A 21,022-nucleotide genomic window follows, 5' to 3' on the forward strand; every position below is an offset into this window, starting at 1 on the left:
ACCCTAGCGCGCCATGCACGGGAAGGATGACTTTTGCCGACGAACAGGGCGATTCTGCAACCGATCGAGCGCCGGATCGGGCATGCTGGGCCAGTGACAGGTCGCGTTGATTACGCAATGCATGACCTTCAGGACAAAACGCTACCGGCGCAGAGCGACGGACTCGACCGGCTCAGCCTGACCCAGGTGCCCCTCGTGCCCGAGATCCGCCTGCACCTCGCGGTCGACGCGATCGTGTGGTGGGCCCGGATGGAAGCCGAGGCGGGACGCGCCATGCCCACCCCGTACTGGGCCTCGGCCTGGGCCGGCGGGCAGGGCGTCGCCCGGTACGTGCTCGACCACCCCGAGGTGGCGCGCGGACGCCGGGTGCTCGACCTCGCCGCGGGCTCCGGCCTCGCCGGGATCGCGGCCGGGCTGGCCGGGGCGGCCACGGTGACCGCCAACGACATCGATCCGTACGCCATCGCCGCGGTCGCGCTCAACGCGCGGGCCAACGGGGTGACCGTGACAGGCCGACAGGGCGACCTGCTCGACGGCGACGGCGGCGACGCCGACCTCGTGCTGGCCGGCGACGTCTTCTACAGCGACGAGATGGCCGCCCGGGTGCTGCCGTTCCTGCGCCGGGCCGCCGCCCGCGGCGCGCGGGTCCTGGTCGGCGACCCCGGCCGCGCCTTCCTGCCCACCACGGAACTGGTCCAGGTGGCCAGCTACGACGCCGAGAGCGCGCTGACCTTCATCGACGCGCAGCTCAGCCGGATCAACGTGTTCCAGCTCGGCGGTTAGCCCGCCGCGCCGCCCCGCCGGTCGCCCGGGTCCGCCTCGGACAGCAGGTGGTGCAGGTACACCTGCGGCTCGGCGAGGAACGAGCGGGTCAGCGCGACCGGCTCGGCCTCGTCGAACCCGACGGGGGTGATCCCGCCGCCGCTGTCCAGCTGCAGGATGCGCGCCCCCGGCACGGCCGGCAGGATCGGCGAGTGGGTGGCTATGACGAACTGCGAGCCCTGCGCGGCCAGTTCCTGGATCCGGGCGATGACGGCCAGGCAGCCGTACACCGACAGCGCCGCCTCCGGCTCGTCCAGCAGGTACAGCCCCTGCGGTCCGAACCGGTGCGTGACCAGGTCCAGGAACGACTCGCCGTGCGAGCGCTCGTGCAGGTTGCGCCCGCCGTAGGAGCCCTGCACGTCCAGGCGCTCGATCTCGGTGGCGACGTTGTAGAACGACTCCGCCCGCAGGAAGAACCCGGTGCGCGGCTTGCGCAGCCCGCGCACCAGCGTCAGGTGCTCGCCGAGCACGGACTCGCTGGCCCGGGTGGCGAAGTGGAAGTTCTGCGAGCCGCCCTCGGGGTTGAACCCGGCCGCCACCGCGATCGCCTCGATCAGGGTCGACTTGCCGGTGCCGTTGTCGCCGACCAGGAACGTCACCTTCGGGTCCAGCTCCAGCCGCCCGGCCTTGCGCAGCCCCGCCACCACCGGCAGCGAGAACGGGTACGCCCCCGCGTCCGCGCCGTCGTCGTCCAGCTCCACCCAGCGCAGGAACCCGCCGCCCGCCTTCGCCATCCCCCGACGGTAACGCCGCGAGCCCGGCCGAACGGCCGCCGCGCCCGGCACGGCTCCGGCATGCTGGGACCATGACCAGCAAGGGAGTCTGGCCGGCGTTGCCGCTGGCCGAGTGGAAGGACACCCGGGACACCCTGCACCTGTGGACCCAGGTGGTGGGCAAGGTGCGGCTCGCGCTCGAACCCATGATCAACCATTGGTGGCAGGTGCCGCTGTACGTGGACGTGCGCGGCTTCACCACCTCGCTGATGCCGTACGGCTCAGCCGGGTTGGAGATCACGTTCGACTTCCAGCGGCACGTGCTCGACCTGCACACCACCGGCGGCGAGCACCGCGAGGTGGAATTGCGCCCGCGCAGCGTCGCCGACTTCTACGCGGCCGTGATGCAGTCCCTGGACTCGCTCGGCATGCCTGTCGACATCATGGCCCGCCCGGTGGAGCTCCCGGTGGCGATCCCCTTCGCCCAGGACGAGCAGCACTGCGCGTACGACCCGGAGTACGCGCACCGGTTCTGGCTGGCGACGGTGCAGATGCACCGGGTGTTCACCGCGTTCCGGGCCCGCTTCCAGGGCAAGGTCAGCCCCGTGCACCTGTTCTGGGGCGCGCTGGACCTGGCGGTGACCCGCTTCTCCGGGGAGACGGCCCCGCAGCATCCGGGCGGGGTGCCCAACTGCCCCGACCGGGTCAGCCGGCTGGCCTACGACCACGAGGTGAGCAGCTGCGGCTTCTGGCCGGGCGGCGGCGCGGAGGGCGCGTTCTACGCCTACGCCTACCCCGAGCCTCCCGGGTTCCGCGACTGGCCGATCTCGCCCGAGCGCGCCCGCTACGACACGGAGCTGGGCGAGTTCCTGCTGCCGTACGAGGTGGTGCGCACCGCCGACGATCCGGACGCGACCCTGCTGACGTTCCTGCAGTGCACCTATGAGGCCGACGCCGAGCTGGCCAACTGGGACCGCCACGCCCTGGAGGTCCCGGTCGCGGCCTGACCCGCGGGTGCCATCCGCGCCCGCGCACGCAGCCCAGCGCCTAGCGTGGTGACATGCCGGAATTGTCCCCGCAGCAGACCCGAGACCGCGCGCTCGAACTCATCCGGCACCCCGAGTACCTGCGCGTGCTCGGCATCGCCGGGCTGGTGGGCGTGCCGGTGTCGCTGATCGCGTTCGGATTCCTCGCCGTGCTGCACGCGGCCGAGCGCGAGGTCTGGCACACCATCCCGCAGGCGCTCACCGGCGGTGACCAGCCGCCCTGGTGGTGGCCGCTGCCCATGCTGGCCCTGGCCGGCCTCGGCGTCGGCGCGGTCGCCCGCTGGGCTCCCGGGCGCGGCGGGCACACCCCCGTCGACGGCATGGGCGGGCCGCCGCCGAGCGCCTCGGAACTGCCCTGGGTGCTGGTCGCCGCGCTGATCAGCCTGCCGCTGGGCGCGGTGCTGGGCCCGGAGGCCCCGCTCATCGCCGGCGGCGGCGGGCTGGCGCTGCTGGCCGCGCACGCGTTCGGCATCTCCCCGGGCAACCGGCGCGCCCTGATCGTCAGCGGCGCGGGCGCGGCGGCGGCGATCGCCGCGATCTTCGGCTCCCCCATCGTCGCGGCAGTGCTGCTGATCGAGATGGTGCAGCTCAGCGGCGCGGCCCTGTCGGCGGTGGTGCTCCCCTGCCTGCTGGCGGCGGGCGTCGGCTCGATCGTGTTCACCGGACTAGGGCTGTGGTCCGGCCTGCCGATCGGTTCGCTGACCCTGCCGATCCCACCGGGCAGCGCCGTCCGGCCCGACCTCGGCGACCTGCTGTGGGCGCTGCCGCTCGCGGTCGTCGCCGCGATCGGCATCCGGGGAGTACGCGGCCTCGCCAAGCAGCTCGCCCCCCGCGTCGCCGCCCGCCCGCTGTCGACGACCGTGCTGGCCGCCCTCGGCGTGGGCGCCTGCGCCGCCGCGTACGCCCTGCTCACCGGCCGTTCCCCGGCTGAGGTGGCGCTGTCGGGCCAGCAGACCCTCGCGGCCCTGGCCGCCGACCCCCGCGCCTGGCCCGAGGCGGCGCTGCTGGCCCTGGTCGTGTTCAAGGGACTCGGCTACGCGCTGTCCCTGGCGACCCTGCGCGGCGGCCCGATCTTCCCGGCCGTGAGCCTGGGCGGCGTACTCGGCGTGCTGGCCGCCCCGCTGCCCGGCTTCGGCGCCGTCCCCGCGATGGCCGCGGGCATGGCCGCCGCGACCGTCGCCATGCTGCCCCTGCCCGTCAGCGCCGTGGTCCTGGTGGTGCTCCTGCTCGGCCCCCTCGGCTTCGCGATGACCCCCGTGGTCCTCATCGCCACCGTCGTCGCCTACATGACCGAACAACTGGCCGAACACGGCCTCAACCGCGCCCCCCTCACCCCCTGACCCGGCCAAGGTCATCCGATTTGCCTGGCACCTGCACGAAAAGGCGCTCAAGATACGCACGGGTGCCAGGCAAATCGGATGATCAAGCGGGGTGGGCCCGCCTACTCGGGGCGGGTTTTGCCGTAAAGCCAGGGCTGGAAGAAGGCGTTCAGGGGGCGGGCGGCGACGCGTTCGGCGAGGGTGACGAACTCGGCGGTGCTGGCGTTGCCGTCGCGCTGCTCGGCGGTCCAGGTGCGCATGATGGTGAAGAACTTGTCGTCGCCGACCAGCTTGCGCAGCGCGTGCAGGGTCATCGCGCCGCGCTCGTAGACGCTGCTGGAGAAGATGCCGTCGCTGCCGGGGTCGGCCGTCGGCACCCGCCACATCCGGTCCTTGCGGTCCTTGTACCGCCGGTCGTAGTGCTCCTGCACGGTGCGCCCGCCCTGGTGCTCGTCCCACAGCCACTCGGCGTACGTCGCGAAGCCCTCGTTGAGCCACATGTCGCGCCAGGACTGCACCGAGACGCTGTCGCCGAACCACTGGTGGGCCAGCTCGTGCGCCAGGATGATCGTGTCCGGCCCCTTCTCCCAGGTCTTGGGCAGGTAGATGGGCCGGGTCTGGTTCTCCAGCTCGTCGGAGACCCGGTTGTCGCCGACCACGATGCCGCCGTACGCGTCGAACGGGTACGGCCCGAACAGGCTCTCCAGGAAGTCCGCGACCTCGGGGGTCCGGGCCAGGTTGCGGTCGGCCTCGCCCACCGGGACGCTCGACGCGATCGCGTAGACCACCGGCTTGCCCCGGTGCCGGGTCTGCGTCACCCGGTAGTCCCCGACGACCATGGTCGCCAGGTAGGAGGCCATCGGCGAGGTGACGTCCCAGCTCCAGGTGGTCCAGTCACCCTCGGTCTTCTTGCCCTTGAGCACGCCGTTGCTCAGCCCGCTGAGCTTGTTCGGCACGGTCACGTCGATGGTGTAGAGGGCCTTGTCGCGCGGGTGGTCGTTGACCGGGAACCAGGCCGCCGCGGACTGCGGCTCGCCGACCGCCACCGCGCCGTCCTTGCCCACGAAGAAGCCGTTGTGGTCGGCGTCGCGCTCCGGGCTCTCCCCCGGATTGCCGTGGTACTTCACGACCGCGGTGAACGCCTGGCCCGAGTCGATGTGCCTGGTCGGAGTGATCACCAGCTCGTCGCGGTCCCGCTTGACCTCGGCCGGGTCGCCCTCGACCACCACCGAGTCCACGGTCAGGCCGATCAGGTCGAGGTGGAAGCGGTCCAGCGGCACGGTGGCCTTGGCCTTGACGGTGGTGGCGCCGTCGAGCCGGCCGGAGGCCGGATCGAACTTCACCTTCAGCGCGTACGAAGCGACGTCGTAGCCGCCGTTGCCGTAGTTCGGGAAGTACGGGTCGCCGACCCCGGCGAGGTCGACTTCGGCCGGGGTGTCGGCCTCCAGCCCGGGTTCGAGGCCCATCGGCCCGGGCTGCGCGGGCGGCGGCGAACCGGTGCACCCGCCCAGCAGCAGTGCGCCCGCCAGCAGCCCGGCGCTCCACAACCTGACATCACGCACTACTGGGACGATTCGCATGAAATCACATTAAGCGTGCTCAACCAAGATCGGGTGCGGCCAGCCGAACCTCCTCGGCGGACTCGTCGTCGGGCTCCTCCTGCGACTGCCGCTCGGCCTGCACCCGTGCGGTGTAGACCTCGATCTCCTGCTCGATCTCCTTGTCCGACCAGCCCAGCACCCCGCCCATCAGCCGGGCCACGGTCGGCGCCGCCTGCACCCCGCGCGACCAGGTCTCGATCGACGCCCGGGTGCGCCGGGCCAGCACGTCGTCGACGTGCAGCGAGCCCTCGTGCGACGCGGCGTACACCGCCTCCGCGCCCAGGTAGTCGTCCGCTCCGGGCAGCGGCTCGGCCAGCGACGGATCATCGGCGACCAGCCGCAGCAACTCGTGGATCATCGAGCCGTACCGGTTGAGCAGGTGCTCGATGCGCACCACGTGCAGCCCCGACTCCTGCGCCAGCAGGTGCCGCCGGTTCCACAGCACCTTGTAGCCCTCGGCCCCGGCCAGCGGCACCTCGTGCGTCATCGACTCCGGCACCCGCTGGTCCAGGTTGCGCACGGCCTCGTCGACCGCGTCCTTGCCCATCACCCGGTACGTCGTGTACTTGCCGCCGGCGATCACCACCAGCCCCGGCACCGGGTGCCCGACCAGGTGCTCGCGGGACAGCTTGCTGGTCTCCTCGGACTCCCCGGCCAGCAGCGGGCGCAGCCCGGCGTACACGCCCTCGACATCGGCCGTGGTCAGCTTGGTGACCAGCACCGAGTTCACGTGCTCCAGGATGTACCTGATGTCGCTGGCGGTGGCCGCCGGGTGGGCCAGGTCCAGGTTCCAGTCCGTGTCGGTGGTGCCGACGATCCAGTGCCGGCCCCACGGGATCACGAACAGCACGCTTTTCTCGGTGCGCAGGATCAGCCCGGTGCGCGACTGGATGCGGTCGCGCGGCACCAGCAGGTGCACGCCCTTGGACGCGCGCACGTGGAACTGCCCGCGGGTGTCGGCCATCCGCTGCGTCTCGTCGGTCCACACACCCGTCGCGTTGATCACCTGCTGCGCGCGGATCTCGTACATCTCCCCGGTGACGACGTCCTCGACCTGCGCGCCGACGACCCGTTCACCCTCGCGCAGGAACTCGTTGATGCGGGCGCGGTTGGCGACCATCGCACCGTACGACGCCGCGGTGCGCACCACGGTCATGGTGTGGCGGGCGTCGTCGACCTGGCCGTCCCAGTACTGCACCGCGCCGACCAGCGAGGCCTTCTTCAGGCACGGCGCCTCGCGCAGCGCCCGGCGGTGGCTCAGGTGCCGGTGGCGCGGCACGCCGCGGCCCGCGCCGGTGCCCAGACCCATCGTGTCGTACAGCAGCACGCCCGAGCCGACGTACGGCCGCTCCCACACCCGGTGCGTCAGCGGGTACAGGAACTTCACCGGCTTGACCAGGTGCGGGGCGAGCCGGGTCAGCAGCAGCGCCCGCTCCTTCAGCGCCTCGGCGACCAGCCCGAAGTCCAGCATCTCCAGGTAGCGCAGGCCGCCGTGGATCAGCTTGCTGGACCGGCTGGACGTGCCCGAGGCCCAGTCCCGCGCCTCGACCAGGCCCGTGGTCAGCCCCCGGGTGACCGCGTCCAGCGCCGCCCCGGCGCCGACCACGCCCCCGCCGATCACCAGGATGTCCAGCTCACGAGCGGCCATGTCGGCCAGCGCCTGACGGCGCGACTCAGCGGAAAGCGCGACGACGTCCATCGGTGGCCCCTTACCCGACCTCGACCCAGTTCAGGGTCCGCTCGACGGCCTTCTTCCAGCCCTTGTAGCCCTCTTCGCGCTGCTCGTCGCTCCACGTCGGCAGCCAGCGCTGGTCCTCGTGCCACTGCTCGCGCAGCTGGTCGGTGTTCTGCCAGAAGCCGACGGCGAGCCCGGCCGCGTACGCCGCGCCCAGCGCCGTGGTCTCGGCGACCACCGGCTTGCTCACCGGCACGTTGAGGATGTCGGCCTGCAGCTGCATGCACAGCTTGTTCGCGGTGATGCCCCCGTCGACCTTGAGGAAGTCCAGCCGGACCCCGGAGTCCTTCTCCATCGCCTCGACCACGTCGCGCGACTGGTAGCAGATCGCCTCCAGCGCCGCGCGGGCCAGGTGCGCGTTGGTGTTGAACCGGGACAGGCCCACGATCACGCCGCGGGCGTCGGAGCGCCAGTACGGCGCGAACAGGCCGGAGAACGCGGGCACGAAGTAGATGCCGCCGTTGTCGTCGACCTGCCGGGCCAGCGACTCGCTCTGCGCCGCGCCGCTGATGATGCCGAGCTGGTCGCGCAGCCACTGGATGGCCGAGCCGGTCACCGCGATGGAGCCTTCCAGGGCGTACACCGCGGGCTGGTCGCCGAACTTGTAGCAGACCGTGGTCAGCAGGCCCGACTTCGAGCGCACCAGCTCGGTGCCGGTGTTGAGCAGCATGAAGTTGCCGGTGCCGTAGGTGTTCTTCGCCTCGCCGGGCGCGAAGCACACCTGGCCGACCGTGGCCGCCTGCTGGTCGCCCAGCGACGCCGGGAGCGGGATCTCCCCGGCGAACGGGCCGTTGGCGCGGGTGGTCCCGTACAGCGACGGGTCCGACGACGGCCGGATCTCCGGCAGCATCGCGCGCGGGATGTCGAAGAACGACAGCAGCTCCTCGTCCCAGTCCAGGGTCTCCAGGTTCATCAGCATGGTGCGGCTGGCGTTGGTCACGTCGGTGATGTGCACGCCGCCGTCGGAGCCGCCGGTGAGGTACCACAGCGTCCAGGTGTCGGTGTTGCCGAACAGGGCGTCGCCGCGCTGGGCGGCCTCGCGTACGCCGTCGACGTTCTCCAGGATCCACTGGATCTTGCCGCCGGAGAAGTACGTCGCCGGCGGCAGCCCGGCCTTGCGCCGGATGGTGTCGCCCCGGCCGTCGCGGTCCAGCGCGGACGCGATGCGGTCGGTGCGGGTGTCCTGCCACACGATGGCGTTGTAGTAGGGCCGGCCGGTCCGCCGGTCCCACACCACGGTGGTCTCCCGCTGGTTGGTGATGCCGACCGCGGCCAGATCGGAGGCCTGCAGCTTGCGCTGGGCCAGCGCCGTGCGGATGACGGCGCTGGTCCGCTCCCAGATCTCCAGCGGGTTGTGCTCCACCCAGCCCGCCTGCGGCAGGTACTGCTTGTGCTCCAGCTGGTGCTTGCCGACCTCGTTGCCGCCCCGGTCGAAGATCATGAACCGTGTGCTCGTCGTCCCCTGATCGATCGCACCCACGAAGTCAGCCATCTCGCGTCCCTCTCCACTGAACGTGCCGGTCGCTGTTCTCACGCGTTGTTCTCGGACGTGCCGGACTCCTTCACGCCGACCGTGCCGACCGGCGTGACCGCCTCCTCCACCTGCTCGACCGTCAGATACCGGCCTATGAGCACGTGGTACAGCCAGGCGCCCAGCGGCCCGCCGATGAGCGGCGCGACGATCGGCACCCAGAAATAGAGATTCCCATACTGATCTCTGAAGGCGGACTCGTAACCGGTCAGATAAGACGCCAGCCGGGGCCCGAAGTCACGGGCCGGGTTGATCGCGTAGCCGGCCGCCGTGCCCCAGGCCATGCCGATCCCGACCACCAGCAGACCGATCATCAGCGGGGCCAGGTTGGCCAGCGGCGGCAGGTTGAGCAGGTCCGTGAGCGCCAGCACCACGAACAGCAGGATCGCCGTGCCGATGATCTGGTCGCGGAACGCGCCCCAGGTGCCGATCGGCAGCGAGCCGTTGCCCGGCAGGGTGGAGAAGACGCCTTGCGTCTTCATGGTCAGCCCGGGGTCCGTCTGGTGCAGCACCTCGGTGTAGTTCCAGCGCACGAGCAGCGCCGCCACGAACGCGCCGAGGAACTGGGCGACGATGTAGGGCAGCACCTTCACCCAGGGGAACCCCTTGAACAGGGCCAGCGAGAAGGTCACCGCCGGATTGAGGTGGCCGCCGCTGATCCGCGCCGCGACGTACACACCCATGGTCACGCCCAGGCCCCAGGCCCAGGCGATGCTGTCGTGGTCGCCGAGCCCGCCGCCGACGACCTGGGCCACGACCCCGACGCCGAACAGAATCAGGATCATGGTGCCGGCGAACTCCGCGCTCAGCTCGCGCCACAACCCCTTCGTGGCGCTCGGCTTGTCCACTGCCGTCCCGGAACTTGCCATGTCTGTCCGCCCCCCAGAGGTGTCCGCGGGTAGGGCGGCGAGGCCGTGCGGCGCGCGGAAGGTCGTGTGCCGTCGCGGCAGGAAACCGCCGCCGACCACCGAAAACGGTGATCCACTCGCGCTACGTGTCCAGCATAGAACGAATCGCGTCCAGGCTGGATCGCTCTCCGATACCCGCTGCCGGGTATGGCGCGCCTCGTGCGCGATGCGTACGAGATGGGCTTTATTCGCCGACGTCCAGCGTCGTGTCACGAACCGCGGCGCGCACCTCGTCCAGCGCCGTCGGGGCCGCCGACAGGGTCCGGCAGCCCGTCGACAGCAGCAGCGGCACCAGCGCCGGGTCACCGGCGGCGTCGCCGCACACCGACACGTCCCGGTCGTGCCGGCGGCCCGCGCGCACCACCGCCGTGACCGCCGCCAGCACCACCGGCTCGGCGATCCGGCCCGGCGTCAGCGCCGGATCACGCCGGTCCAGCCCGAGCAGCGCCGCGGTCAGGTCGTTGCTGCCGATCGACAGGAAGTCGGCCGCGGCCGCGAGCTCGTCGACCGACTCCACCGCCTCGGGCAGCTCGATCATCGCGCCCAGCGGCGGCGCGGGCACCCCGCGCTCGGCGGCGGCCGCGCCGAGCAGTTCCCGGCAGCGGTCCAGCTGGGCCACCGAGACCACCATCGGGATCATGACCCGCAGCTGGGCGCCGTCGGCCTCGTCGAGGATGGCCGCGAACTGGTCGGCGAGCGCCTGCGGGTTGTCCAGCATCAGCTCCAGCCCGCGATGGCGCGACGAGGTGCCCCACAGGAACGGCGGCAGCTTGTCCGGCGCGAAGTCGAGCGTGCGCACCGTCGCCCGGTGCCCGGCCAGCGCCGCCAGCACCGGCCGCAGCGCCGCGGCGTGCTCGGCGCGGGTCGGCCAGTGCCGCGTGTTCAGGAAGGCCACCTCGGTGCGGATCAGCCCGGACCCCTGCGCCCCGGCGGCCAGGCCCGCCACCGCGTCCGCCGCGGTCGAGACGTTGACCAGCAGCGTCACCGGGGTGCCGTCCAGGGTCACCGCCGGCTGGCCGCGCTGCGCCGCCAGCTCCTCGCGCCGCCGACGCGCCACCATCGCCGACCGGCGGGCGGCCTCCAGCCGTTGCGCCGTCGGGGACACCGTCAGCGTCGCCACGACCGCGTCCAGCACCGCCTCCCGGCCCGCCGACGACGTCGGCACGTTCACCCCGAACAGCAGCGGCACGCCGAGCGCCCGCGCCACGATCGCCACGTGCGCGTTCGGCCCGCCGAGCCGGGACACCCCGCCCACCACGGTGGCCGACGGGTCGAGCAGGTCGTCGGCGCCCAGCTCCTCGGCGACCAGGATCACCGGCTCGTCGTCGGGCTCCGGGGCCGGGCCGCCGCCCATCCGCAACTGATCGACCACGCGGCGGCCGATCTGGCGCACGTCGGCGGACCGGGCCGCCAGGGTGGGGTCCGACAGCGCGGCCAGCACGTTCGCGTACCGCTCCGCCGCGTCGAGCACCGCGCGGTCCGCCGGGGTGCCGTTCTCGACCTCGCCGATCGCGGCCGCGCGCAGGTCGGGGTCGTCGGCGATGAGCGCGGTCGCCTCCAGGATGTCGGCGGGCGTGCCGTTCTCGCCCCGGGCGCGCATGCTCTGCGCGGTGCAGCGCAGCCGGGCCGCGACCGCGTCGAACGCCGCCCCGACCTGGTCCGGGGTGGCCGTCGCCGATTCGCCGTTGGTCCCGTACGCCAGGTGGCGCAGCTTGCCCACCGCGATCCCGGGCGCGCCCGCCGTCCCGCAGTAGACCTCGGGTCTCATGGCGCGGCGGTGTCGGCCAGGGCCTGGAAGATGAGCCAGGTCGAGGTGGCGCCCGGGTCCTGGTGCCCGATGCTGCGCTCGCCGAGGTACGACGCGCGCCCCTTGCGGGCCTGCAGCGGCACCGTGGCCCGCATGCCCTCGGCCGCGGCCTGCGCGGCGGCGCGGGCGGCCGCGCCCAGCCCGCCGTCACCGTCGCCGGTGTGCTGCCGCAGCGCCGCGTCGTAGGCGTCGACCGCGGGCAGGTACGCGTCCACGATGGTCTTGTCGCCGGGCGCGGCCCCGCCGAGCTTGCGCAGCGCCTCCAGCCCGGCGCGCAGGCCCGCCCCGAACGCGGCCGCGTCCACCTCCGGCCCCTCCGGCAGCGACTTGCCCAGCGCCCGCAGCGCGCTGCCGTACAGCGGCCCGGCCGCCCCGCCGACCTTCGACACGAGCGTCGACCCGGCCAGCGTGAACACCGCGCCGACGCCGTCGGGCGCGGCCCCGGCCAGCGCGGTGCGCACCGCGCCGAAGCCGCGGTTCATGTTGACGCCGTGGTCGGAGTCGCCGATCGCGGCGTCCAGCGTGGTCAGCTGGTCGGCCTGGGCCGCGATGGCGTCCGCGGCGGCGTCCAGCCAGTCCTTGGCGAGCGCGACGTCCATCGTCAGACCCCCCAGCGCAGGGCCGGGGTGCGCACCGGGGCGTCCCACAGCCGCAGCAGCTCCGGGTCGGCCCGGCACACCGTCAGCGACATGCCCGCCATGTCCAAGCTGGTCACGTAGTTGCCGACGAGGTTGCGCGCGATACGCACCCCGGCCGACTCCAGCAGCCCCGCGAACTCGCCGTAGAGCAGGTACAGCTCGATCAGCGGGGTCGCGCCGAGCCCGTTCATCAGCACGATCGCGTCCTCGCCCGCGGCGACGGGTTTCGCGGCGAGGATCGCCTCCAGCGTCATCGTGGCGATGTCGCGGGCGGGCAGCAGCTTCTCCCGGCGGCGGCCGGGCTCGCCGTGGATGCCGACGCCGACCTCCATCTCGTCCTCGCCCAGCTCGAAGCCGGGCCGCCCGGCCGCGGGCGTGGTGCACGGGGTCAGGGCGATCGCGAACGAGGCGCTGGCCTCGTTGACCCGGGTGCCCAGCGCGGCCACCGAGGCCGCGTCCCCGCCCTCCTCGGCCAGCGCCCCGGCGATCTTCTCGACCAGCATCGTCGCGCCCGTGCCCCGGCGGCCCGCGGTCCAGGTGGAGTCCTCCACCGCCACGTCGTCGTCGACCAGCACCGAGTGCACCTCGATGCCCTCGTCGGCGGACAGCTCCGCGGCCAGCTGGAAGTTCATGACGTCGCCGGTGTAGTTCTTCACGATGTGCACCACGCCCGATCCGGCGTCGATCGCCTTCGCCGCGGCCAGGATCTGGTCCGGCACGGGCGAGGTGAACACCTCGCCGGGGCAGGCCGCGTCGAGCATGCCCAGCCCCACGAAACCGGCGTGCAAGGGCTCGTGGCCCGACCCGCCGCCGGAGATCAGGCCGACCTTGCCGGCCCGGGGCGCGTCGGCCCGTACCACTATCTGCTGTTCCAGGTCCACCCGCAGGTCCGGGTGGGCGGCGGCCAGCCCCACCAGCGACTCACGGACCACCGCGTCCGGATGGTTGATGAACTTCTTCACGGCCGGGCTCCCTTCACGGGCGTCGTAAGGTCCATCCTGCCCCGACCGGGCGCAGTGTGCCCGGTTTACCGGTCCGCGGGGCTACCATCCCCACATGAACGGCACCGTTGGCCTGGTCCTCGTCTCGCACAGCGCCGATCTGGCGGCGGGGCTGCGCGAGCTGCTGCGGCAGGTGGCCGGCGACGCGGTCGCGGTGACCGTCGCGGGCGGCGACGACGACGGGGGCCTGGGCACCTCGTACGACCTGATCCGCGACGCGATCGCCGAGGCGGGCTCCGGCGGGGGCGTGCTGGTCCTGCCCGACCTGGGCAGCTCCGTCCTCACCGCGAAGGCGCTCCTGGAGCAGCACCCGGACCCCGGGGTCCGCCTGGTCGACGCCCCGTTCGTCGAGGGCGCGGTCGCCGCCGCCGTCATCGCCGCCACCGGCGCCGACCTCGACACGGTCGCCGACGCCGCCGAGGAGGCCTGGCATGCCCGAAAGCTCTGAGACGACCGTCGTCCTGCCCGCCCACCTGCACGCCCGCCCCGCCGGCCAGGTCGTCGTCACCGCCGCCAAGTTCACCAGCACCATCGAGATCGTCTACGGCGCCAAGACCGCCAACGCCAAGGGCGTCCTCGCCCTCCTGTCCCTCGGCGCCACCGCCGGCGAAACCGTCACCATCCGCGCCACCGGCCCCGACGCCCCCGCCGCCGCCGAAGCCATAGCCACCACCCTCCGCACGACCGAATGAAGGAAGGGCACCTTCCCATCGTTTTACGTAGAGGAAGGGCACCTTCTTCACGGCGTACCTGCGATGAGCTGCGGATCCGCGTGGGGCGGTGGTGGTGTCGTCACTGCCAGGGCAGGGTGGCGCGGTGCTTCCAGTACTGCTCGGCGGGCTCGGCCAGCGCCGCCAGCCGCCCCAGCTGCTCGTCGGACAGGCGCACCCGGGCCGCGGCGAGGTTGGTCGCCAACTGCGCGGGCGTCGCCGCGCCCGACAGCACCACCCCCGACCATGGCTGATGCAGCACCGCCGCCAGCGCGACGGCGTCCTGCGGCGCACCCGCCTCCTCCGCCACCTCGGCGAGCACACCCGGGTCCGGCGACGGCTCGGCGAGACGGCCGTTGGCCATCGCCTCTTTCACGATCACCTGGCAGCCGGCGGCGCGGGCGGCGGCCAGCGCCCGGCCCGCGGACGGTTCGAGCACGTTCCACGTCGCCTGCACGCTGCGGAACAGCGGCACGCCGTCGACCTCGATCGCCAGCGCGGCGTCGATCGCGTCGGCCTGCCGGGGCCCGCTGGCGGAGAAGCCGACGGTCACCCCGGTCGCGGCCAGCTCGGCCAGCCGCCGGTGCAGCGCGGTATCGGTCAGCGCCGGGCTCTCCACGGTCAGCGAATGGATCTGGTACAGATCCAGCCGCTCCCCCAACAACTCCCACGTCTCGGCGAGCTGCCGATCGAACGTCGCGACCCCGTGGTCCTTGGTCTCGTGCACCGCCGCGTCGACCCGCCAGTCGGCGGTGTACGTGTACCCCCACTTGCTCCCGATCACCATGTCGGGCACGTCCCGCGCGCCCAACCACCCGGCGAGGAACTCCTCGGCGCGGCCGTACGAGCGCGCCGCGTCGGCATACCGCACCCCGGCCGCGTACGCCGCGTCGAGCAGCTCGTACGTACGCTGACGCAGCTCGTCGACGGTCCGCCCGGCGGGCAGATCCCGGTCCCGGTGCAGGTTGATGTATCCCGGCCGCCCCACCGCGGCCAGCCCGAACCCGATCCGGGCGACGGGGCTGCTCAGGTCGAGCCGTTCCAGCGACATGCCTACATCATTCCGCCTGCCCGGGTGGCCGTCGATCCGACATCCCGCGGAACCGGCTCGCGCCGGGGTCCTGGCAGGTAGCCTCCGAGCTGGGCATACGAGTCCGCGCGTGTCCACGCCGCGGTGGCTTTCCGGCACGCGCTCACCTCCGTCGACACCTCAGGGGAGGTTCCGGATGGTCGACCGGCGTACGTTCGGCAAGATCCTCGGCTCCGGCGCGGTCGCCGCCCTCGGCGGCCTGGCCGCGCCACCCGCCGCGAGCCAGGCCGCGGGCGGTGCCGCGGTTCCCACTCCGGGAACGCTGCCGGGACGCGGCGGCCGCCTCGGCGCTACCGTGCCGGACGGGGGGACCCGGGCACAGCCGGAATTCGGTCCGGTACGCCAGATCGACGCCGGCGAGCTGAACGTCGGCTACGTCGAGACCGGTCCCACCGACGGCCGGCCGGTGTTCCTGCTGCACGGCTGGCCGTACGACATCCACAGCTACACCGCCGTCGCGCCGCTGCTGGCCGCGCAGGGCTACCGCGCGATCACGCCGCACCTGCGCGGCCACGGCACGACCAGGTTCCGCGACGCGGCAACGCCGCGTACCGCCGAGCAGTCGGCGTTCGCGCTGGACCTGGTCGCGCTGATGGACGCGCTGGGCATCCGGCAGGCGGTGCTCGCCGGGTACGACTGGGGTTCGCGTACCGCCGACATCGTGGCGGCGCTGTGGCCGGAGCGGGTGAAGGCGCTGGTCTCGGTGACCGGCTACCTGATCACCAACCGGGAGGCGAACAAGCAGCCGCTGCCGCCGAAGGCCGAGTGGGCGTGGTGGTACCAGTACTACTTCAGCACCGAGCGCGGCATGCTCGGCCTCGACGAGAACCGGCACGACCTGGCGAAGCTGATCTGGACGTTCAACTCCCCGACGTGGAAGTTCGACGACGCGACGTTCGACCGCACGGCGGCGTCCTTCGACAATCCCGACTACGTGCCGATCGTGATCGGCAACTACCGCTGGCGGCTGGGCCTGGCCGAGGGCGACCCGCGCCACGACGACCTGGAGGCGCGACTGGCCACGGGCCCGACGATCGCGGTTCCCACGATCACGATCGACGGCGAGGTGGACCCGTTCACGCCGCCGGGCGACGGGGCGGCGTACCGGGCCCGGTTCACCGGGCCGTATCAGCACCGGACACTGCAGGGCATCGGCCACAACGTGCCCCAGGAGGCCCCGGGTCCGTTCGCCCAGGCCGTGATGGACGCCGACCAGCTGCGGTAGCCGGACGAACCCGCAGCTCACCAACCTCAGGACGTTAAGAAGGGCACCTTCTGCAACGCGGAGCGTTGTGAAGGTGCCCTTCCTTTGCCCTTACCCGGTCAGCGTCAGCTGATGTTGAGGGTGAAGGTGGTGGTGGTGTTCTTGATGTTCTGGAAGTTGTTGCTGAAGGTCAGGTTGTTGAAGGTGGCCGAACCCCGCGCCGGACCCTGACCCGTTTCGGGCAGCTCGTTGACCCAGATGCCGAAGCCGGACTTGGCGTCGAACGCGTCACCGCTCTTCTGCGCGCCGCTGATGCTGACGTTGGTGAAGATGGTGTCGGTCACCGGCTGCTGCTCCGGGTACTTCGACTGGAACATGATGCCGGAGTACGTCGGGTCGACGATGTCCACATCGGTCACCCGGATCCCGCGGAACTCCTTCGAGGCCGCGAAGACCCAGATGGCGCCGAAGGTCTGGTTGCCCCAGAAGTGACCGCCCGCCCGGACGAGGGAGATGTTCTCGAACCTGGTGGGTGTGGTGCCGAAGCCGACGAACGGGTATCCGAAGTCCAGCGAGCTGATCGTGATGCCGGAGTACGTCAGCATGTCCGCGATGTACAGGTTGCGGAACACGTTGTTGTACCCGCCGTAGACGGCCAGACCCGCGGCACGCCAGGTCAGCGTCGCCGAGAGGTTCTCGAAGACGTTGCCGTTGTTGCCGACCGAACCACCGGAGTCGATCGCGGAGAACAGCGCGAACGCGTCGTCGCCGTTACCGCGTCCCTCGACGTTGGTGACGAGGTTGTTGGTGGAGTCGTTGGTCAGGTTGATGCCGTCGGCGAAGGTGTCGCGGACCCGGCTGTTCTTGACCGTCCAGCCGCTGACCTTGACGCCCCACCAGCCGCAGACCGTGTGCTCGACCCAGACGCTGTCGAACGTCAGGTTGTTCACCTGGCTCAGCTCGCCCCAGACCTTGCCCGGGCCGTCCTGGCGGATGGTGTAGTTGCCGAAGAATGCCAGGTGCTCGAAGGACGAGCCGTTGGCGCTGCTCTCCACCCGGAAGCCGGCGTCGGTGTTCTCCTGGCCGGTCGGGGTGTGGAAGCGGGTGTACCACATGCCCGCGCCGACGACCTTGACCGGCTTGCCGTAGACCTGGAACTTCTGCGCGGTCTCGTAGTTGCCGGCGGGCAGGTAGACACCGACGAACGTGCCGGTGGTGTCCATCCGGACGGCGTCGAAGGCGTTCTGGACCTCCTGGTGCGAGGTGCCGGTGGGCACCTTGTACCGGGTCGGGTCGGGGTTGGCCCGCGGGCTGACCTGCTCCAGGTTGATGAAGTCGATCGCGAACGTGCCCGCGTTGGCGGAGTCCTTCTGCAGCTTGATCGTCGCGCCCTGCGGGACGGTGGAGTCCAGCAGGATGTTGGCCTCGTCGTAGAGGTGACGCGGCGCGCCGGCGCCGGGCGAGTTGCTCGGCCCCGCCTCCGCGCCGTAGAGCCACGAGTACTTCGAGGTCAGCGTGATCGCCTTGTGGAAGGTGTTGTTGACGTAGATGTTCAGCGTCGACGTGGTGCCGGTGCCGCCGGAGCTGTCCGGGATGGAGAACCGCACGACGAGCGCGTTGGCCTGCGCCTTGGTGGTCCACTGCACGTACTGGCCGTTGCCGTTGAGGGTCACGGCGCGGCGGCCGCTGGCCTCACCGGCGAGGTCGCCGATCGTGCGGTTCGGGCTGAGCACGGTCGCGCCGCCACCGGTCGAGCCGTCCTCGGCCTCGTACATGTCGTAGTTCATGTTCGCGCCACGCCCGACGAACAGCGGCGTGTTGCTGGTGTTGTTGGCCTGCTTGACCGCCAGCTCGTTGGCGTCGTTGGCCAGCACCACGCGGACCGTGTACCGGCCGTTGGCCGCGGTCCAGGTGCCCAGGTTGACCGCGCTCGAGGTCGCCCCGGCGTTGATCACACCGGAGTACGAGCCGGTCAGCGTGCGGACCACGGTGCCGCCCTCGTTGAGCACGGTGAGGGTGATGCCGTGCGCGCCGCTCGCCGAGGCGATGGTGCCCTGGTTCTTGATCGCCACCGAGAAGGTGACGGTGTTGCCGGCCGACGGGTTGCTCGGCGTCCAGCTCAGGTTCGCCACCAGGTCGGAGGACTGCACCGGGCTGACCGTGAGGTTGCTCGACGCGGTGAGGCTGTTGTTGGCCTCGTTCTGCTCGATGACGCTGTTGGCCTCGTCGACCTTCGCGGTGACGGCGTACGAGCCGGCGGTGCGGGTGCCGATGTTGGCGTTGACCGTCGTCTGCGCGCCGGCGGCCAGCGAGCCGACCGAGCCGGTGCCCACCAGGGTGGTGCCCAGGTAGAAGTTGACGTTGGTCGCGCCGGAGGTGTTGGTGCCCGCGTTGCGGACGACCGTGCTCAGGGTGACCGCGTCGGTCTCCACCGGGGAGGCCGGGGACCAGGTGACCGAGGTGACGGTGAGGTCCGGGTTCGGCGCCGGGGTGCCGATGACCTGGAGCTCGGCGACCTGGCCGCCGGGGGCGCCGGTGTTGCCGGTGAACTGGAGCCGGATGTCGGCGTAGTTGCCGGAGGCGTTGACGGTCACCGTGTTGCCGGTGGCCGGGTTGAAGTTGTACGCCGCCGACGAGACCACGTTGACGAACGACGACGAGCTCTGCTCGCGGCCCAGGATCTGGAAGGTCTGGGTGCGGGCGCCCCACGCGGCGTCGGGGTTGAGCTTGACGACGACCGAGGACACGCCGACGTTGGAGCCCATCGCCACGGTGAGCTGGTTGGGCGACGTGCTGCCCTCCCAGTACGTGGTGAGGTCGCCGTCGTTGGCGTTCTCCGGCGCGAAGATGTGCGTGTGGCCGTTGTCGGTGATCGGCTTGTTGAGCGCCTGGTTGGTGCCGCCGCCACCGGAGCCGTTGCGGGTGACGATGTTGCTCATCGGCGAGATGTTGCCCGCCGCGTCCTTGGCCCGCACGTAGTAGCTGACCGTCGCGGTGTCCGGCTGGCTGTCGGTGTAGGTCAGGGTCGAGCCGTTCACGCTGGCCCGCAGCGCGCTGTTGGCGTAGATGTCGTACCCGGTCACGGCGACGTTGTCGGTCGACGCGGTCCAGGTCAGCCGGATCTGGCCGGAGGCGGGCAGGGTGTAGGCGAGGCTGCCGGGCGCGGTGGGCGCCTGGGTGTCGCCGGTCTGGCCGGTACGGGTCACGGTGTTGCTGTTGCCCGACTGGTTGCCGGCCGCGTCGCGGGCCCGCACGTGGTAGCTGACCGTCTGGCTGTCCGGCCGGCTGTCGGTGTAGGTCAGCGTCGAGCCGCTGACACTGGTCAGCAGGTCGCCGTTGGCGTAGATGTCGTACGCGGTGACGCCGACGTTGTCGGTGGAGGCGTTCCAGGTCAGGCGGATCTGGCCGGCCGCGGGCTGCGTGTAGGCCAGGCTGCCCGGGGTGGACGGGGCCTGCGTGTCACCGGTGGTCGGGCCGTAGATCTCGAACTCGGAGATCTGGCCCGCCGGCCAGCCGGTGTTGGCGGTGATGTTGATCCGCACGTACCGGGTGGACGCGGTGGCGAAGTCGATCGTCACGGTGTTCGAGCCGGTGAAGTTGTACCCGGCCGAGGCCACGATGTCGGAGAACGTGGTGCCGTTGGTGCTGCCCTGCACGGCGAGGGTCTGCGTGCGCGCGCCCCAGCCGCTCGGGATCTTCAGCACGACCCGGTTCACGCTCACGGTCGAGCCGAGGTCGACGCGCAGCCACTGCGGCCACGCGTTGTTCACGCTCTCCCAGTAGGTGCCCTGGTTGCCGTCGTTGGCGTTGCCCGCGCCGTACACGTCGGCGTGGCCGCTCTCGGCGATGGCCTTGCCGATGGCGAGGTTGCCGGACGAGCCGCCGCCCGCGCCGTACACCTCCAGCTCGGACAGCTGCGCGGCCGCCCAGCCGGTGTTGGCGGTGATGTTGATCCGCACGTACCGGGTGCTGGCCGCGGTGAAGTTGATCGTCACCACGTTGCCGGAGCCCGGCTGGAAGTTGTACCCGGCCGACGCCACGATCGTGTTGAACGAGGTGCCGTTGGTGCTGCCCTGCACGGACAGCGTCTGGGTGCGCTCGCCCCAGCCCGCGGGCAGCTTCAGCACGACCTGGTCGATGCTGACGGTGCTGCCGAGGTCGACCTGCGCCCACTGGGCGAAGGCGCCGGAGCTCTCCCAGTACGACCCCTGGTTCGCGTCGACCAGGTTGCCGGTCACGTAGGGTCCGTTGACGCTGCTCGCCGAGGTCGTCTTGCCGGCGGCCAGGTTCGGCCCTCCGGCGGCCGAGGCCGGTGACGTCGGCCCCGCCACGACAGCCAGGCTGGCGGCGACGACCGTCGCGAGCAGCCTGATCCGAACATTCTTGAGTTTCACTGCACTCCTCCCTGCATTACCTCTCCTGCGTTCATCCCGCCGCGAATCCGCGGTCGCCGTCGTGGAACGACGGCCACCCCGTGGTGCGGAAGGCGACCCGGCCGGAGCGGATTGCGGCGACGTGCCAGCTCACGCGCACACGCCGCCACGGCCGAGGAGCCACCTGCCTGTTACGACTTCAAGTCATCGGTGTTTCTGACTGTGGTAGCAAAACGTTAGAGCCTTGGTAGTTAGAAGTCCACAGTCCAATGCAAAAAACGTAGCAACCGTCGGGTGAGGACGGACAGTGATCATTTCGTGTGCGTACCGCCACGACCCCGCCACGACCAGCGCCGGTCACCGCCGGTGACGCCCACTCATGACCACTGATCTCGAAAGTCTCCGTTGTGGACAGCCGACCGGATCGCCACACGCGGATGAGCAGGCGCGGTCGGCGAACCCGGGGAGCCCGTCCCACGCGCCCGCCGCGACGGCAAGCGTTGCGCCGTCACCGTCCGCAACGT

General features: G+C 71.6%; 16 protein-coding genes. 6 read left to right on the forward strand and 10 right to left on the reverse strand.

All coding sequences use genetic code 11. The annotated features are described in order from the left end of the window. The first annotated feature begins 117 nt into the window (after positions 1 to 117). Positions 118 to 783: a 50S ribosomal protein L11 methyltransferase gene (locus AB0B35_RS06505; RefSeq protein ID WP_361041487.1), complete on the forward strand. Its 666-nt coding sequence runs from the start codon at positions 118 to 120 to the stop codon at positions 781 to 783. On the opposite strand, the gene AB0B35_RS06510 is transcribed toward AB0B35_RS06505, so the two are convergent. After that, positions 780 to 1,556: an AAA family ATPase gene (locus AB0B35_RS06510; RefSeq protein WP_361041490.1), complete on the reverse strand. Its 777-nt coding sequence runs from the start codon at positions 1,554 to 1,556 to the stop codon at positions 780 to 782. The two genes, AB0B35_RS06505 and AB0B35_RS06510, sit on opposite strands and share 4 nt — an antisense overlap. A gap of 71 nt (positions 1,557 to 1,627) precedes the next feature. On the opposite strand from AB0B35_RS06510, the gene AB0B35_RS06515 reads away from it, so the two are divergent. Continuing rightward, positions 1,628 to 2,542, forward strand: a complete 915-nt coding sequence (locus tag AB0B35_RS06515; protein WP_361041493.1) for a DUF5996 family protein — start codon at positions 1,628 to 1,630, stop codon at positions 2,540 to 2,542. Positions 2,543 to 2,595: 53 nt separating this feature from the next. Further along, positions 2,596 to 3,921, forward strand: a complete 1,326-nt coding sequence (locus AB0B35_RS06520; RefSeq protein ID WP_361041496.1) for a chloride channel protein — start codon at positions 2,596 to 2,598, stop codon at positions 3,919 to 3,921. A 101-nt stretch (positions 3,922 to 4,022) separates the two neighbouring features. Here the strand turns inward: AB0B35_RS06520 and AB0B35_RS06525 are convergent, their stop codons facing one another. The 7 genes from AB0B35_RS06525 to dhaK form a co-directional block, all read right to left on the reverse strand. Further along, entirely contained in the window at positions 4,023 to 5,480 is a 1,458-nt protein-coding gene (locus AB0B35_RS06525) for a M1 family metallopeptidase (RefSeq protein ID WP_361041499.1), read from the reverse strand. 19 nt (positions 5,481 to 5,499) lie between these two features. Then, positions 5,500 to 7,200 (reverse strand): glycerol-3-phosphate dehydrogenase/oxidase, encoded by a 1,701-nt coding sequence (locus tag AB0B35_RS06530; protein WP_361041502.1) that lies wholly within the window; start codon positions 7,198 to 7,200, stop codon positions 5,500 to 5,502. A 10-nt stretch (positions 7,201 to 7,210) separates the two neighbouring features. Further along, positions 7,211 to 8,728, reverse strand: coding sequence for a glycerol kinase GlpK (glpK, locus tag AB0B35_RS06535; protein WP_361041505.1), 1,518 nt, complete (start codon positions 8,726 to 8,728; stop codon positions 7,211 to 7,213). Positions 8,729 to 8,766: 38 nt separating this feature from the next. Continuing rightward, a complete protein-coding gene (locus tag AB0B35_RS06540; RefSeq protein ID WP_360540554.1) occupies positions 8,767 to 9,636 on the reverse strand; it encodes an MIP/aquaporin family protein in 870 nt (289 codons plus the stop codon). A 223-nt stretch (positions 9,637 to 9,859) separates the two neighbouring features. Next, positions 9,860 to 11,443 carry a putative PEP-binding protein gene (locus AB0B35_RS06545; protein WP_361041508.1) on the reverse strand — a complete coding sequence of 528 codons (1,584 nt, stop codon included), beginning with the start codon at positions 11,441 to 11,443 and terminating at the stop codon, positions 9,860 to 9,862. Further along, complete coding sequence (gene dhaL, locus AB0B35_RS06550) at positions 11,440 to 12,081, reverse strand: dihydroxyacetone kinase subunit DhaL (RefSeq protein WP_361041511.1); 642 nt, start codon at positions 12,079 to 12,081, stop codon at positions 11,440 to 11,442. Before dhaL ends, AB0B35_RS06545 begins: the two co-directional genes overlap by 4 nt. A 2-nt stretch (positions 12,082 to 12,083) precedes the next feature. After that, positions 12,084 to 13,082 carry a dihydroxyacetone kinase subunit DhaK gene (gene dhaK, locus AB0B35_RS06555; RefSeq protein WP_361041514.1) on the reverse strand — a complete coding sequence of 333 codons (999 nt, stop codon included), beginning with the start codon at positions 13,080 to 13,082 and terminating at the stop codon, positions 12,084 to 12,086. Between the two features lie 94 nt (positions 13,083 to 13,176). Here dhaK and dhaM point away from each other — a divergent pair, with 94 nt between their 5' ends. Together dhaM and AB0B35_RS06565 are read left to right on the forward strand one after the other, a co-directional pair. Next, positions 13,177 to 13,569: a dihydroxyacetone kinase phosphoryl donor subunit DhaM gene (gene dhaM, locus AB0B35_RS06560; RefSeq protein WP_360540546.1), complete on the forward strand. Its 393-nt coding sequence runs from the start codon at positions 13,177 to 13,179 to the stop codon at positions 13,567 to 13,569. Then, on the forward strand, positions 13,553 to 13,813 hold the full coding sequence (locus AB0B35_RS06565) for an HPr family phosphocarrier protein (RefSeq protein ID WP_361041517.1): 261 nt from the start codon (positions 13,553 to 13,555) through the stop codon (positions 13,811 to 13,813). The genes dhaM and AB0B35_RS06565 overlap by 17 nt, the downstream gene beginning before the upstream one ends. A gap of 100 nt (positions 13,814 to 13,913) precedes the next feature. Here AB0B35_RS06565 and AB0B35_RS06570 read toward each other — a convergent pair whose 3' ends face one another. After that, positions 13,914 to 14,882, reverse strand: a complete 969-nt coding sequence (locus tag AB0B35_RS06570) for an aldo/keto reductase (protein WP_361041520.1) — start codon at positions 14,880 to 14,882, stop codon at positions 13,914 to 13,916. A gap of 175 nt (positions 14,883 to 15,057) precedes the next feature. Between AB0B35_RS06570 and AB0B35_RS06575 the strand changes: the two genes are divergently transcribed. Then, on the forward strand, positions 15,058 to 16,146 hold the full coding sequence (locus AB0B35_RS06575) for an alpha/beta hydrolase (RefSeq protein ID WP_361041523.1): 1,089 nt from the start codon (positions 15,058 to 15,060) through the stop codon (positions 16,144 to 16,146). A gap of 104 nt (positions 16,147 to 16,250) precedes the next feature. Here AB0B35_RS06575 and AB0B35_RS06580 read toward each other — a convergent pair whose 3' ends face one another. Further along, on the reverse strand, positions 16,251 to 20,519 hold the full coding sequence (locus tag AB0B35_RS06580) for a discoidin domain-containing protein (protein WP_361041526.1): 4,269 nt from the start codon (positions 20,517 to 20,519) through the stop codon (positions 16,251 to 16,253). Positions 20,520 to 21,022: the final 503 nt, after the last annotated feature.

Origin of the sequence: Catellatospora sp. NPDC049133 (assembly GCF_040648455.1) — a bacterium.
Lineage (GTDB): Bacteria > Actinomycetota > Actinomycetes > Mycobacteriales > Micromonosporaceae > Catellatospora > Catellatospora aurea.

Bases quoted from the DNA above. Each gene is read 5' to 3' on its own strand.
- AB0B35_RS06505 (WP_361041487.1), top strand. From the start codon at position 118: ATGCATGACCTTCAGGACAAAACGCTACCGGCGCAGAGCGACGGACTC.
- AB0B35_RS06510 (WP_361041490.1), bottom strand. From the start codon at position 1,556: ATGGCGAAGGCGGGCGGCGGGTTCCTGCGCTGGGTGGAGCTGGACGAC.
- AB0B35_RS06515 (WP_361041493.1), top strand. From the start codon at position 1,628: ATGACCAGCAAGGGAGTCTGGCCGGCGTTGCCGCTGGCCGAGTGGAAG.
- AB0B35_RS06520 (WP_361041496.1), top strand. From the start codon at position 2,596: ATGCCGGAATTGTCCCCGCAGCAGACCCGAGACCGCGCGCTCGAACTC.
- AB0B35_RS06525 (WP_361041499.1), bottom strand. From the start codon at position 5,480: ATGCGAATCGTCCCAGTAGTGCGTGATGTCAGGTTGTGGAGCGCCGGG.
- AB0B35_RS06530 (WP_361041502.1), bottom strand. From the start codon at position 7,200: ATGGACGTCGTCGCGCTTTCCGCTGAGTCGCGCCGTCAGGCGCTGGCC.
- glpK (WP_361041505.1), bottom strand. From the start codon at position 8,728: ATGGCTGACTTCGTGGGTGCGATCGATCAGGGGACGACGAGCACACGG.
- AB0B35_RS06540 (WP_360540554.1), bottom strand. From the start codon at position 9,636: ATGGCAAGTTCCGGGACGGCAGTGGACAAGCCGAGCGCCACGAAGGGG.
- AB0B35_RS06545 (WP_361041508.1), bottom strand. From the start codon at position 11,443: ATGAGACCCGAGGTCTACTGCGGGACGGCGGGCGCGCCCGGGATCGCG.
- dhaL (WP_361041511.1), bottom strand. From the start codon at position 12,081: ATGGACGTCGCGCTCGCCAAGGACTGGCTGGACGCCGCCGCGGACGCC.
- dhaM (WP_360540546.1), top strand. From the start codon at position 13,177: ATGAACGGCACCGTTGGCCTGGTCCTCGTCTCGCACAGCGCCGATCTG.
- AB0B35_RS06565 (WP_361041517.1), top strand. From the start codon at position 13,553: ATGCCCGAAAGCTCTGAGACGACCGTCGTCCTGCCCGCCCACCTGCAC.
- AB0B35_RS06570 (WP_361041520.1), bottom strand. From the start codon at position 14,882: ATGTCGCTGGAACGGCTCGACCTGAGCAGCCCCGTCGCCCGGATCGGG.
- AB0B35_RS06575 (WP_361041523.1), top strand. From the start codon at position 15,058: ATGGTCGACCGGCGTACGTTCGGCAAGATCCTCGGCTCCGGCGCGGTC.